Source organism: Shewanella aegiceratis, from assembly GCF_019457495.1.
Lineage (GTDB): Bacteria > Pseudomonadota > Gammaproteobacteria > Enterobacterales > Shewanellaceae > Shewanella > Shewanella loihica.
Genome location: NZ_CP080416.1, coordinates 4,299,723 through 4,313,593, shown reverse-complemented (window position 1 = coordinate 4,313,593; position 13,871 = coordinate 4,299,723). Strand labels below are relative to the sequence as shown.

13 protein-coding genes are annotated in these 13,871 nt (G+C 54.7%); 4 read left to right on the top strand and 9 right to left on the bottom strand.

Going from position 1 to position 13,871, the window contains the following annotated elements:
* Nucleotides 1-52: 52 nt before the first annotated feature.
* Nucleotides 53-778 carry a DJ-1/PfpI family protein gene (locus K0H80_RS18780; protein ID WP_220072588.1) on the top strand — a complete coding sequence of 242 codons (726 nt, stop codon included), beginning with the start codon at nt 53-55 and terminating at the stop codon, nt 776-778.
* A 128-nt stretch (nt 779-906) separates the two neighbouring features.
* Entirely contained in the window at nt 907-1,098 is a 192-nt protein-coding gene (locus K0H80_RS18775; protein WP_220072587.1) for a hypothetical protein, read from the top strand.
* On the opposite strand, the gene K0H80_RS18770 is transcribed toward K0H80_RS18775, so the two are convergent.
* From K0H80_RS18770 to rimK, 5 genes are all read right to left on the bottom strand, one after another.
* Nucleotides 1,039-1,986 carry a YeiH family protein gene (locus K0H80_RS18770; RefSeq protein WP_434086628.1) on the bottom strand — a complete coding sequence of 316 codons (948 nt, stop codon included), beginning with the start codon at nt 1,984-1,986 and terminating at the stop codon, nt 1,039-1,041. The two genes, K0H80_RS18775 and K0H80_RS18770, sit on opposite strands and share 60 nt — an antisense overlap.
* A 171-nt stretch (nt 1,987-2,157) precedes the next feature.
* Nucleotides 2,158-3,528 carry a magnesium transporter gene (locus K0H80_RS18765; RefSeq protein ID WP_220072585.1) on the bottom strand — a complete coding sequence of 457 codons (1,371 nt, stop codon included), beginning with the start codon at nt 3,526-3,528 and terminating at the stop codon, nt 2,158-2,160.
* Nucleotides 3,529-3,652: 124 nt separating this feature from the next.
* Nucleotides 3,653-4,078, bottom strand: a complete 426-nt coding sequence (locus K0H80_RS18760; protein ID WP_011867460.1) for an ATP-dependent zinc protease family protein — start codon at nt 4,076-4,078, stop codon at nt 3,653-3,655.
* 30 nt (nt 4,079-4,108) lie between these two features.
* Nucleotides 4,109-5,131, bottom strand: a complete 1,023-nt coding sequence (locus K0H80_RS18755; protein ID WP_011867459.1) for a succinylglutamate desuccinylase/aspartoacylase family protein — start codon at nt 5,129-5,131, stop codon at nt 4,109-4,111.
* Nucleotides 5,132-6,037 (bottom strand): 30S ribosomal protein S6--L-glutamate ligase, encoded by a 906-nt coding sequence (gene rimK, locus K0H80_RS18750; protein ID WP_011867458.1) that lies wholly within the window; start codon nt 6,035-6,037, stop codon nt 5,132-5,134.
* A gap of 772 nt (nt 6,038-6,809) precedes the next feature.
* On the opposite strand from rimK, the gene K0H80_RS18745 reads away from it, so the two are divergent.
* The gene (locus K0H80_RS18745) at nt 6,810-7,703 is read left to right on the top strand and encodes an HNH endonuclease (protein ID WP_220072584.1); all 894 of its coding nucleotides are present in this window, start codon (nt 6,810-6,812) and stop codon (nt 7,701-7,703) included.
* A gap of 210 nt (nt 7,704-7,913) precedes the next feature.
* On the opposite strand, the gene gorA is transcribed toward K0H80_RS18745, so the two are convergent.
* From gorA to K0H80_RS18730, 3 genes are all read right to left on the bottom strand, one after another.
* Nucleotides 7,914-9,269, bottom strand: a complete 1,356-nt coding sequence (gorA, locus tag K0H80_RS18740) for a glutathione-disulfide reductase (RefSeq protein WP_220072583.1) — start codon at nt 9,267-9,269, stop codon at nt 7,914-7,916.
* A gap of 131 nt (nt 9,270-9,400) precedes the next feature.
* Nucleotides 9,401-9,943: a hypothetical protein gene (locus K0H80_RS18735; RefSeq protein WP_220072582.1), complete on the bottom strand. Its 543-nt coding sequence runs from the start codon at nt 9,941-9,943 to the stop codon at nt 9,401-9,403.
* A 154-nt stretch (nt 9,944-10,097) separates the two neighbouring features.
* Complete coding sequence (locus tag K0H80_RS18730) at nt 10,098-10,874, bottom strand: hypothetical protein (protein ID WP_220072581.1); 777 nt, start codon at nt 10,872-10,874, stop codon at nt 10,098-10,100.
* 326 nt (nt 10,875-11,200) lie between these two features.
* Between K0H80_RS18730 and prlC the strand changes: the two genes are divergently transcribed.
* Complete coding sequence (gene prlC / locus K0H80_RS18725; protein WP_220072580.1) at nt 11,201-13,240, top strand: oligopeptidase A; 2,040 nt, start codon at nt 11,201-11,203, stop codon at nt 13,238-13,240.
* An 85-nt stretch (nt 13,241-13,325) separates the two neighbouring features.
* Here the strand turns inward: prlC and K0H80_RS18720 are convergent, their stop codons facing one another.
* Nucleotides 13,326-13,829: a lactoylglutathione lyase family protein gene (locus tag K0H80_RS18720; RefSeq protein ID WP_220072579.1), complete on the bottom strand. Its 504-nt coding sequence runs from the start codon at nt 13,827-13,829 to the stop codon at nt 13,326-13,328.
* Nucleotides 13,830-13,871: the final 42 nt, after the last annotated feature.

Here is a 13,871-nt window from a genome sequence, read left to right as displayed (position 1 = left end):
GTGGGCGGTTACACTGGCGCCAATCTCTTACCTAAACTGGCTTAACTCATAGATGAACAGACGAGAATTTATCCTGGCGGGCGGCGCGGTATTCGCCGCCGGTCTCTCCCCTAAGCTTTTTGCCGCGAGTCCGACGTCGAATCAAATACAGCAGCATTTACCGTCGGGTGATCAAACCCAGGCGCCGCTCAAGGTGCTGGCCCTGGTGTTTGACGACTATGAAACCTTAGATCTCCATGGCCCGCTAGAGATGCTGGGGCATCTGCCTAGCGTCGAGATCACGCTCATCGGCCCCCAGTCTATCGTGCGCAGCTATCAGGGGCCGCGAGTGGTCGCCGATCGCCTGCTCGATGAGGTGGTCGAGTGCGATCTCCTGCTGGTTCCCGGTGGCATGGGCACGCGCAAGCTGGTGGACGACACCCGCCTGTTGGACTGGCTGAGGCGTCAGGCCAAGGTGTCTAAAAAGGTGTTTTCCGTCTGTACCGGCGCTGCTTTATTGGCCAAGGCCGATCTGCTCGATGGCGTGAGCGCCACCACCAATAAGATGGCCTATGCCTGGGTGACAGGATTAAACGACAAGGTTATCTGGCAGCCCAGCGCTCGCTGGGTGGACGATGGCCGTTTCCTCACCTCATCCGGCGTGTCGGCGGGGATAGATGCGGCCCTCTTCTTTATCGCCCAAACCTATGGCGAGGCCCAGGCGCGGAAGATAGAGATGCTCACCGAATATCAATGGAACAGCGACGCCGATAAGGATCCCTACGCCGTCATAAGTTAGTCGATTTAGTGCTTAGCCGATTCAGCTATTTGTTAGTAAAAACGGATATTTGCTGAGATTTCGGCGGCAATAAATAATAGCCACTCACTCGTTTCGCCAGACCATTTGGTTAAACATAGGAGGCAAAGATGAAGAAGTGGCTAGTGCTTTTATGTTGCGCCTTCCTGTTGGCGTCCTGGCTCACCACAGGGCTAACCCGCTCCTTGGTGGAGCTGGCGGCTTTTATCACCATAGTGACCCTGGTGTGGCGCTACAGCGTCTCAGCTAAAGTTGACGATGTAGAGCAGAGAACCCGCGCCGATAATCAGCCAGAGCAGTAATCCCAGGGCCATCGGCCGCATTCCCGCCTGGCGCATCTTACCTATGGTGATCCCCGCGCCGATCATAAACAGACACAGCACCAACACCCGCTTCGACAAGGCAAAGATGCCGTCATACAGCACCTGTCCCTGGGGCACCAAGTGCGCCAGCAGTATGGCGAGACAGTAGAAGAGGATAAAGAAGGGCACGGCGACCTTGCGTCGATTGCCGCCAAACGCCATGGCACTCACCAGCGCCACGGGCACTATCCACAGGGCCCTGGCCAGCTTGAGGGTGGTGGCGGTGCGCAGTGCCTCGTCACCATAGGCCGAGGCGGCGCCCACGACCGACGAGGTGTCGTGGATGGCGATGGCGCTCCATACCCCAAAATGATACTGACTTAGCTGCAGCAGATGCCCAAGGGCCGGGAACAGAAACAGGGCGATGGAGTTGAGCACGAACACGGTCGCCAACGCTATGGCCGTATCTTGGCTGTCGGCCTTGATGGCCGGAGCCACGGCGGCGATGGCGCTGCCGCCACAGATGGCGGTGCCCGAGGCGATCATATGGCTCAGCTTGGCATCGACTCTGAGCAGTTTGCCCAGGGCTGTTCCCAGCAGCAGGGTGAAGACGATAGAGCCTAAGATCAGCCCGATATTTTGGCTGCTGGCGCTGATGGCGGCATCGAGCTGAATGCCGAAGCCGAGGCCGATAATGGCGTAGGCCAGCAGCTTCTTGGTCAGGGCGCCGATATCCAGATTGTGGGGCACCAAACCTAGGCTGGCCAGGGTAAAGCCGATCACCAGGGCGATGGGGGAGGAGATCACAGGCGTCAGGCAGAGGGCACCGGCGACAAAGAAGATCGCCTGAGCGGGAGGAAAGGGCCACTTTTGAAACAATGCTTTCATCGGTTCCATATCTTGTTTAACCAGATGGGCAGGTTTTATCCTGCCCACCGTTTTCGAATGCCGGGTGTTTTACCACAGATTCGAGCCTATTAACCTTACCTATGTCAGGTTTCGCCGCGCCGTCTTGTGCTACGCCGCATGCCTCGACTCATATCAACACCAACTCTAGGGCTAGCTCAGCAGGAGCAGGCTACCCAGGCCGAGGAAGATGAAGAAGCCCACCACGTCTGTGACCGTGGTAAGGATCACCGAGCCCGCCACCGCAGGGTCGATATGCATCTGCTTGAGCACAAAGGGAATAACCGTGCCCGATGAGGCCGCCGCCAGGCTATTAAAGACGATGGCCACGAAGATGATGCCACCCAGCGCCAGGGAGGAGAACCACCAACTGACCACCACACCGATGAGGGCGCCCAGCAGCACGCCGTTGAAGGCGGCGATCTTCAGCTCCTTGTCCAGCAGCAGGGTGAGGTTGCTACGCTTCAAGTGGTTTAGCGCGATACCCCGCAGCGCCACCGCCAGGGTCTGACTGCCGGCGATGCCGCCCATGCTGGCGACTACCGGCATGAGGATAGCCAGGGCCACCACCTGTTGCAGGGCGTCGCCAAACAGGCCGATAACCCAGGAGGCGAGAAAGGCGGTCAGCAGGTTAGTGGTCAGCCAGATGGCTCGCATGCGCGCCGCCACGCCAACCGGGGTGAAGAGGTCTTCCTCATCCTGTGGGGTCTCAGACACCAGCACCTCTAGGCTTCGCTCCTTGAGGCGGTGCATCAGGGTCGACAGGGCGATGGCGCCGATGATCTTGCCGCCTTTCTCCACCGGCACCCAGGCAAAGCCCGCCGCCGGATTAAACTGCTGCGCCGCCTGGGTGATGTCCAGCTCGTCGCCTACGGCCTCGAGTTCGGTGAGACACTCAGACAATGGCGTGGCGGGATCCTCACGATAGAGCTGCTCCAGGGTGCAGCCGCCGTGAAACTGCCCCTCGGCATCGACGCCGTAGACGGCCACATATTCCCGCTGCTTCTGCTTGTTCAGGCGCTCCAGCACCCGGCCGACGGTGGCGGTGGGGCGCGAGCGCAGAATATTGTTGTTGAGGTAACGGCCGACGGCCTCATCCTGGTAGCTCAGTGCCTGCTGCATCTGCTCCGTGGTGAGGGCTTCTTGCTGATCCAGATAGTCTTCGACAATATCGCCGGGCAAAATCTCGGCGAAGGTGAGGATATCTATCTCAGAGATGCGCCGTGCCAGTCCCTGTAGCTGCTCTGGGCTGAGCAGATCTAAGACGTGGCGGGCGGTTTCATAGTGCAGCAGGTGCAATATAGGCCAGCCGCGGTCGATAGGGATCTTACGGCAGATGGGCGAACGATACTGGTCGCTCACCGACTCCAGCAGGTCGGCCAGGTCGGCATCGGAATAGTCGCTAATAAAGCCGAGGGAGGGCAGCTCCTCCGCCTCGGGATGGCTGACAATGTCGATGACGCGGGCGAGTAAATCGTCTCTGGCCGCCTGATCGGTTTGTGCTGTTGGGTCTGGCATTGTCATAGGGGATGTCCTTGGTTGAGCTTGGGGGACAGTGTAAGGGAAAGCCGTTAACTAAACCATTGAAACGCTGACCTTTGGTCGGCAAAAAGTGTCTCGAGTGCCTGCGGCAACAGGCACTCACTGGCTAGCCGTTAATCAGAAAACTCTGGGAGGGGTCCACCAGGACGCGATCGCCCATGGCCTCGCGGCCCAGCAGCATCAGGTAGGTCATGTCCTGGCGATTGCTTAGGGTCAGCTCTATGGGCCACTCATGCTCTCCCAGCTTGAGGGTGGTCGCTATCACGCAGCGCTGCTCTACCTCGCCGTTGGAGGACTTGATGCGGCGCGAGTCGCGCACCGGCGCCTTGCAGTGGACTATCTGCTCCAGGTCATATACGTCCGGATGCAGGTCGAAGGCGACATAGGGGCGCCCGCCCACCTTGATTCGCTTGAGGTTATCCACGTGCAGGGCGGAGGTTTTGGCGCCCGTGTCGATGCGCACCTGCAGATCCTTGATGCCCAGATCCGGCAGATCGCAGGCCTCTAAGTTGCCTATGATGATCTTGTTCATCGCTTGTATCCCTTAATGTCTTGGCCGCCCCTAGATGGTCTGGGTGGTCAGCGGCATTATCTGATCGTTCATTATCTCAATATGTTCCGCCACCTCGTCGGCGGCGCTACCAAAGTAGGCCACATGGAACATGGCGTCTCCCTCCAGCACTAGGGGGATATTCTGCTTACCTATGACGATACCTGTGCGGTTCGATACTACGCTCTGGATTAGCTCGCCCAGTGGGCTGTTGATCTCCGCCAGCACCTGGCCCTTCTCCACATAGGCGCCCAGTTTGGCAAACTCGCACACGAAGCCGCTGGCCGAGGCGCGGGTCCAGTCGCTGCGGTTGGCGATGAAGGGTTCTATCTTCTTGCGCAGGCGGCGTTTACGGATCAGCCCAAGTGACGATAGCACATTGAGTATCCCCCGCTCGCCCGTCTGTATCGACAGCTCGTCGAATCTAAGCGCCTGGCCTGCCTCATACAGCAGTACCCGGGTGCCCTTGTTCACCGCCGCTTCTCGCAGCGAGCCGTCACGCACGTTGGCGTTAAGCAGCACAGGCACGCCGAAGGCCTGGGCCAGGGCGAGGGTCTGCTCGTCATCCAGATTGGCGCGGATCTGCGGCAGGTTAGATCTGTGGATCGCCCCGGTATGCAGGTCGATACCATAGTCGCAGTGCTGCACTATGCTGTTTAAGAAGGTGTATGCCACCCGTCCGGCCAGCGAGCCCTTGGGCGAACCGGGAAAACAGCGGTTAAGGTCGCGCCTGTCGGGCATGTAGCGGCTCTGATTCAGCACTCCATAGACATTGACCATGGGCACCAGAATCAAGGTACCCTTGAGCAGCTTGAGCTTGCTCTGGATCAGTCGGCGGATGATCTCGATGCCATTGAGCTCATCGCCATGCACCGCGGCGCTGACAAACACCTTGGGGCCATCCTTCTTGGCGCGGATCACATGCACAGGTATCGACACCTGAGTGTCCGTATACAGGCTGGCTACCGGTAGTTCAAGCTGGTGCTGGGTGCCGGGCTGGATATCGACACCCGCTATGGTAAGTGCTTCGCTCATTTAGCCTTTTCCGCGCGTTCTGTTGGCGTTGGGTTTCGCCTTCTTCTCAATAAATTCATAGATCAGCCCGGCCACATCTTTGCCGGTCGCCTGTTCTATCCCTTCCAGTCCGGGCGAGGAGTTCACCTCCATCACCACTGGGCCGTTGTTCGATTGCAAGATATCCACACCACAGAGGTTGAGCCCCATTGCCTTGGCGGCGTTGAGGGCCGTTGCGCGCTCATCCTTAGAGAGGCGCACCAGCTGGGCCACACCACCACGGTGCAGGTTAGAGCGAAACTCGCCTTCGGCCGCCTGACGCTTCATGGCCGCCACTACCTTATCACCCACCACGAAGCAGCGGATATCGGCACCGCCCGCTTCCTTGATGAACTCTTGCACCAGGATGTTGGCCTTGAGACCCATGAAGGCCTCGATTACGCTCTCGGCCGCCTTATTGGTCTCGGCCAAGACCACACCTATGCCCTGGGTGCCTTCCAGCAGCTTGATCACCAAGGGCGCGCCGCCCACGTTCTTGATCAAATCCTGGATCTTGTCGGGCTTGCTGGCAAATCCGGTACGTGGCAGGCCGATGCCCTTGCGTGACAGCAGTTGCAGGGATCTCAGCTTATCGCGTGAACGACTGATGGCCACAGACTCGTTGACACAGAAGGTGCCCATCATCTCAAACTGACGCACCACGGCCGTACCGTAGAAGGTGATCGACGAGCCGATGCGAGGGATCACGGCATCATATTTAGGCAATACCTTACCCATGTAACGCACGGTTGGGTTGCTGCTGGTGATATCCATGTAGCAGTGCAGTGTATCTATGATGTCCACCTCGTGGCCGCGCGCTTCGCCGGCTTCTTTCAGGCGTTGGGTGGAGTATAAGTTTTCGTTGCGAGATAAGATTGCAATACGCATCTCTACTTCCTTAGTGTAAATCTTTAAGTAATTAAAAATAATGCTTTCAAATTCAAAGTGATTGTTGGCCTCAGTGCGAACAATCGAGAGCGACGGCGCTAGGCGTCGCGTGGGGGTGAGGTCACCTAAGCACGGCGCGCGGCCAGCAGAAAAGCTCAGTTGGCTTAACTATAGTCATAATTGGCCACCACCGTGGCGCCGCTGACTTTTTTCCTTGGTTTTCATTCGATTGTCTGAGGTTTTACATCGCCTGTTTAGGCCGCGACCTTATTGATAAACCCCACTGGAGAAAAGCTAATTTTTTTTGTCGTGACCACAATGGATTTTGTTGCTGAACTCAAGGCTTGGCGGGAGTGTTATCTATGCTGGATTTGACTCACCTTGCGGTGCCGCGCAAGTCACACTTTTGGCTTATGTTCGGTGATTCATCGCCAGGAGTAGACTAAGGCTGGAGTGAAGGATGAGGCGAAGAGATGTGCTTATATTCAGGTCATTTGATAATTCGCTTGGTTTATTGTGCTGTATATAAGGATTACCCCGTTTCCTATTTAATGGGAAGCATTGCAGGTCTCGCCCTTTCCTTTAAATAAGCGGGTCTCGTTTTGTTTTGGGACTGTTCACTTTCTACTTGTTATGTAATGCCATTATTGGTATAAATTTCATATGTTTAAAAAAATTGTCGCGATGTATATTAGGTGGTGTTGATTTACATAGGCGGCATTCTCGCTAATAAGCGTTATGTGTTCCTCAGAGTATTAGTGTTAATTAAATTATGGAAGATCTAAGAAGAACATGCTTCTTTTGTGCCGAGAGAATTGAAGAAAAGAAAACTCTAGAGCATATTATTCCTAATAGCCTTTTAGGAAAGCTAAGTATTAAAGAAAAAACAATAACAGGGCAAAAAGAAACTCAATATAGTCGAATAAAAGTACCTGCCCATTCTACTTGTAATAGTGGATTTGGAAGTGACTTTGAAAACCGAGCGCTTGAGCTACTTGAAGATCCTGATTTGTTGTATGAAAGTATAACGAATGAAGAGGATGGCATAGCAATGATGTATGGCCCTGACGAGTCAGATACCGCAATAATTACTACGTGGTTATCAAAGATTTATTATGGCTTGTTTTACTATGATCTCATTTCCACACAAGATGATGATTGGAGAAATATTTGTTCGAGCGTGATAGCTAATGATAATTTTGAATACGTGCGCCGTTCATACAAAAATGGTCATGGATTCCAATTACCTTCAAGCTTATATGTATTTAAAACAAATAATTTAGATACCGACCTAACTACTTTCATTGAGCCTAGCAGTATATTGTTAAAGGTAGGGGCAATAACATTAATACTTTGTATCAGTGATGGTTACTTAACTAAGAATTATCTGAACGGTGATACGCTAGAGCGGTTAAGGAAAAATATTCAAACCGAAGATGAAACGAATATAAATTTTCCATCACATAAAATGGCTTTTGCCGAAATATTGGCACTTCGTAGTTGTATTCCCAAAACCCCTAAGTTCGTCACTAGTGATAATCAAGTAATTAACATGAGTTTATCTACAATGGTTTCCAATCCAGGCGAGTACTACCAAATAAATGATGATAGGTATAAGGAAGCTAGAATTGAGATACTTGGTAAGTTTGGTATAAAATTAGGTTAAACAAACACATAAAAAGGCATTTAAACGGAACAAAAAAACAGTGGGTTACGTTTCGCTTCGCTACACATTATAACCCACAATTTTTGTCCGCTTAACGCGGCGTTAGCCGATATCTCCACAAGATGAGCGCCAATTCTCATCGCGGCAGCATTAAAAAGGCCAGACAGTTGTCTGGCCTTTTGCTGTTCTCGCAATCAAGCAACAAGCGTATTAACGCATGGTGACGAACTCTTCGGCGCCTGTCGGGTGGATGGCGACCACGGCGTCGAAGTCGGCCTTGGTGGCGCCCATCTTGATGGCGACGCCAAAGCCTTGCAGTATTTCATCCATGCCGTAACCGATGCCGTGGATGCCCACGACCTTCTCCTCTTTACCGGCGCACACCAGCTTCATCTTGCAGGCCTGGCGGTGGGCGGTGACCGCAGTGTACATAGAGGTGAAACCTGAGTTGTAGACCTTGACGTTTTCCTCGCCATATTGGTCGATCGCCTCTGGCTCGGTGAGGCCCATGGTGCCTATGGCCGGGTGGCTGAATACCACGGTGGGCACCAGGCTGTAATCCATCTTGGCATCCGTCATGCCGTTAAACAGACGCTCAGACAACAGGCGACCCGCCTTCACGGCAACCGGGGTCAGCTCTATGCCGCCTTCTATGATGTCACCGACGCAGTAGATGCCCTCGGCTGTGGTGTTCTGCTGGGCATCGACTACCACATAACCCTTGTCGTTAAGCTTAACGTCTGTATTTTCCAGGCCGATCTTGTCGGTGGATGGACGACGGCCGATAGCCCAGATCAGGGTGTCGATCTCATAGCTCTCACCATTTTCCAGCTTGAGGGTCAGTGAGCCGTCGGCGTTCTTGGTGACAGACTCTGGAATGCTGTGGGTGTGCAGGCTAGGGCCGTCTGTGGCCATAGACTCCATCAGGGCCTCGCTCAGCATAGGGTCGAAGCTGCGCAGCGGTGCATGCTTACGCACAAACAGGTGAGTCTCGCTGCCCAGGGCATGGAGTACACCCGCCAGCTCGACCGCGATATAACCTGCGCCGACTACGGCCACACGCTTAGGCTGCTCGTTGAGGGCGAAGAAGCCGTCCGAGTCGATACCATATTCGGCGCCCGGAATGTTGGGAATGGTCGGGGTGCCGCCAGTGGCGATTAGTATATGGTCGGCGCTGTAGTGCTCGCCATTCACCTCTATGGTGTTGTTGTCGACGAAGCGGCCATAGCCGCGCACCAGGGTGACGCCGTTGCTGTCTAGGCCACGGTCGTAGGCGCCGTGGATTCGCTCTATGTAGGCCTCGCGGCTCTCGACCAGCTTGCTCCAATCGAATTTATTGACCGATACGTCGAAGCCATAGTCTTTGGCGTACAGGTGCATGGCCTCGGCGACTTGGGCGCCATACCACATGACTTTCTTCGGGACGCAGCCAACGTTAACGCAGGTGCCGCCCAGTGCCTTGGCTTCGATCAGCAGTACCTTGGCACCGCGCATGGCCGCACGGTTGGCCGAGGCGATGCCGCCGCTGCCGGCGCCTAAACAGATATAGTCAAAATGTTGAGCCATCTTTTTCTCCAAATTCGAAGGATTGCATATGGGGGTCATTGTAGGGGTAAAGCGACAAGCAAACCAGAGGCGTGTGCGCCCTTTAGCAATAGACCCGCGTCAGGGCGTATGACTTTCAAATGAGTTTGCGTTTAGCGTCGATACTGGCACCTATGGTGATCGCTCTGGCTCGGCCCCTCGGCGCCGCATTTCATGCAGACCCATTCGCTCTGGCGGGCGCGAAGCTCCTTGTCCTGATAGCCGTAATCCTGTTTCGCTTGCCGCTTGAGGCTCTTCTCCAGATGCGACATACGCTTGTCGAGCCAACGGCAGCTGGGGTCGTCGGCCACATGTTGGCGACTGGCCAACTGCTGTTTGCGGCTTAGCTGTTTTTGACTTAGTTTCTTAGTGCGTTTCTGTTTGGGCTTTTGGGTGGCTCTCTTATCCCGGCGCGACTTGAGCTGGGTAGGGCTGGCGCGATAGTTAAGGGCGCCAGTGGGGTTGTCAGGGATGACGAGTGGATTGCCATCGCTGTCCAGGGCGCCGTCGGCGGGTAGGGTGATAGTCTCGGAAGCTATCGCCTTAGAGTTTAGCGGCGCGTCTTTTTCTTGGGCCTGAGCGGCGCAGATGAATAGCAGCGAGAGCGCGATGGCGTTTAAGGTGAAATAGGTAAGCGTTCGATAGTGGGCAGACATTCCGTGTCCTCCAGGTCAGGGCTGGCACTCCTTGCCAGCCTTAGATAAAGCTAGTTCAAGGCGGGCCAGCTTTCAATGAAGAACACAGTCTTGGCAGTCGGTTTCAGGCTATAGCCCTAGCACCTAGAGCCCTAGAAGCTAGAGCCTTAGAAACTTAGAAACTAAAGGTGAGGTGCAGGCCCGCGTAGGTGTTGTTGAGGCTGCCCTTGGCGTCTGGGTTTTCCTGCTTAATATCTTCCTGGGCCAGGGTGCGGCTCAGGTGGCCGGAGAGTACCAGACGGTCGGCCAGCTGGTATTGAGCCTCGACACCAAACTGAAAATGGTTCGGGCCGTTGTGCGCTTCGGTCACATATTGGAAGTCGAACGCCTGGGTGACATAGGGCGTCAGCGTGAGTCTGTCTGAGACAGGCCATTCGCTGTGCAGGCTGGCCTCGACAAAGTAACCCGCCGCCTCGGTGGAGTAGGTGTAGCTCAGGGAAGGGGTTAACCAGGCGATGCCTGTGTATTCCAGAGTGGCGAATAGCTCGTTATCGCCGCAGCGCTCATCGCCGTAGGCCTCGATGCGCTGGTAACCTAGGGCGGCACTTAAGTTGTCGCCAAGCTCGAAGCCATATTCCAGCCCCATGTTCCATTCTATGTAGTATTGGCTATCGCCACGACCGACTGTGGTAAACAGGGTGAGATCGTCTATCTGCACGGCGGCGGTTGCCCAGTAGATGCCGCCCTTGTCTAAGTTGCTACGCCCCTCTGAGATATATTTCGAGTCCCACCCCAGGTCGAGGATGACGTTGGTATCCGGGCCTTCACTGTGGCTGATGATGTTGTTGATATGCGAGTCATCGACAGTGCCGGTAATGGCCTGGTCGGCGGCGTTGGCGGTACCGGCCAGCAGTAGGCCGATAATATAAGAGTGGCTGATCAATCTGTTCATGGGTGTAACACTGAAATAAGTTTGGGATCGGGATGAATGATAATGGGTCAAATATTAAACATAAATGAGAATTGGTTGCATTTGCGATCCGCTTGGCAATATCTGTGTTGTAAATGTGAAGTAAATATAGCCTTGTTCTAGATCAAGGTTTTTCATCCAGGCTGCTGCTAGGTCTTACTTCTAGGTCTTCACTGTTAGGTTTATCAACCTAGCTGTTAAATCCTGAGTTTAGTTCTCTTCGGCGGGCTAGTTTGCTAAAGATGCTTGAATAGTCGCGCCGTCGCCCATACATAATCTCAATACCCTAAGATTGACGAGGACAACAGATGAGTAACCCTTTGCTAAGCGGCAGTGAATTACCGCCTTTTTCGCAAATCAAACCCGAGCATATTCAGCCAGCCGTAGAGCAGGGGATTGCTAATTGTCGCCAGAAGATCGATGAGGTGCTCGCCAGTGGCGGTCCCTACACCTGGGATAACCTGATCGCACCGCTCGAGCAGGTGGATGACGAACTGAGCCAGATCTGGTCGCCCGTGTCGCACATGAACTCTGTGCTCAGCACAGATGAGTGGCGCGCTGCCCACGATGCCTGCCTGCCGCTCTTGTCTGAATATGGCACCTATGTGGGTCAGCATCAGGGGCTGTATCAGGCCTATAAGGCGCTGAAGGAGTCCGATGAATTTGCCCTGCTGAGCCAGGCGCAGCAAACCAGCATCACCCACAGCCTGCGTGACTTCGAGTTATCTGGCATCGGATTAAACGATGAAGATAAACAAACTTATGGAAAACTGGTTAAACGTTTATCTGAGCTAACCAGTAGCTTCTCTAATCAGCTGTTGGACGCCACCCAGGCCTGGACCAAGTTGGTGACAGATGAGCAGGAGCTGGCAGGCTTGCCCGAGTCTGCCATTGCCGCAGCCAAGGCGATGGCCGAGGCCAAAGAGCAGCAAGGTTGGTTGTTTACCCTGGACTTCCCCTCTTACTTGCCCGTGATGACCTACAGCGACAACCGTCAGCTGCGAGAGGAGTGCTACCGCGCCTTCGTGACCCGCGCCTCGGATCAAGGCCCTAACGCAGGTGAGTTCGACAACGGCCCGCTGATGGATGAGATATTAGATCTGCGTCATCAGCTGGCTAAACTGCTTGGCTTCGACAGCTTCGCCCATAAGTCGCTGGCGACCAAGATGGCCGAGTCACCTCAGCAGGTGCTGGATTTCCTCAACGAGTTGGCGGCCCGCTCTAAGCAGCAGGGACAAAATGAGCTTACGGAGCTGACCGCATTCGCCGAGAAAGAGTTTGGCGTGAGCGAGCTGGCCCCATGGGATCTCACTTATTATGCCGAGAAACTCAAGCATCACAGATACGAGATCTCCCAGGAGCTGCTACGTCCTTACTTCCCGGAAGATCGTGTACTGTCAGGCCTCTTCTATACCGTGTCGCGCCTGTTCGGCCTGACCATAGAAGAGCAGGAGCATTTCGACAGCTGGCACAAAGATGTGCGTTTCTTCTATATCAAAGATGCCAAGGGCGAGCACAGAGGCAGCTTCTTCCTGGATCTCTATGCCCGCGAGGGCAAGCGTGGTGGCGCCTGGATGGACGATTGCCGCGTGCGTCGTCAAACCGCCCATGGCCTGCAGAAGCCGGTGGCCTACCTCACCTGTAACTTCAATGCCCCGGTCAATGGTAAGCCAGCGCTGTTTACCCACGACGAGGTGACTACCCTGTTCCACGAGTTTGGTCACGGCATTCATCATATGCTGACTAAGATAGATGTGGCTGGCGTATCAGGCATCAACGGTGTGCCTTGGGACGCGGTGGAGCTGCCGAGTCAGTTCATGGAAAACTGGTGCTTCGAGGAGGAGGCCCTGGCCGAGATCTCCGGACACTTCGAGACCCATGAGCCGCTGCCGAAGGCCATGTTAGACAAGATGCTGGCGGCGAAGAACTTCCAGTCAGGCATGATGATGTTGCGTCAGCTGGAGTTTTCCCTGTTCGACTTCCGCCTGCACCTGGAATATGACCCGGCAGAGGGCGCCCATATTCAGGCAAAGTTGGATGAGGTGAGAGATCAGGTTGCCGTGGTGAAGGCTGCCGATTTTAACCGTTTCCAACACAGCTTCGCCCATATCTTTGCCGGTGGTTACGCTGCGGGTTACTACAGCTACAAGTGGGCCGAGGTGTTGTCGGCCGATGCCTTCTCCCGCTTCGAGGAGGAGGGGATCTTCAACGCCGATACCGGCCGCAGCTTCCTGGAGAACATTCTCGAGATGGGCGGCAGCCTGGAGCCGATGGAGCTGTTTAAGCGCTTCAGAGGCCGTGAGCCACAGATCGACGCCCTGCTGAGACACTCGGGCATTCAAGGCTAATGCCTTGTTCTGATTAGTCTAAATAAACGCGAAAAGGCCAGCCCTGTGATTAGGGTTGGCCTTTTTTATGGGCTAGTGTTTGGTATTAGTAAGCGCCCGCACTATAGGTCAGCTCATAGCTGTGGCTGTAGATCTCTAAGATGTTACCGAAGGGATCTTCCATATAGATCATGCGGTAAGGCTTCTCGCCTGGGTAGTAGTAACGCGGCGCCTGCATGCGTTTCTTACCGCCGGCGGCGACAATCTTCTCTACCAGGCCTTCGAGATCCGGGTCCTGCACGCTGAAGTGGAATACCCCCGTCTTCCAATATTCGAAGTTGTCTTCCGGGTTCTCCTGGTTGGCAAACTGGAATAGCTCGACGCCTATCTTGTCGCTGGTAGCCAGATGGGCGATACGAAACGAGCCCCATCCCGCGCCGAAGACGTCGGTACACATCTCGCCGATTGGGCTGTCATCTTCCACAATTTCAGTGGGTTTCATGATGAGATACCAGCCCAGCACCTTAGTGTAGAAGGCAACGGCCGCATTGAGATCCGGCACCGAGATGCCTATGTGTGAGAAGGTTCTTGGGTAAGCTGGGTTGTTCATGTTGTGCTCCTGATTAACGAATTGGGCACAGATTACAAAGTG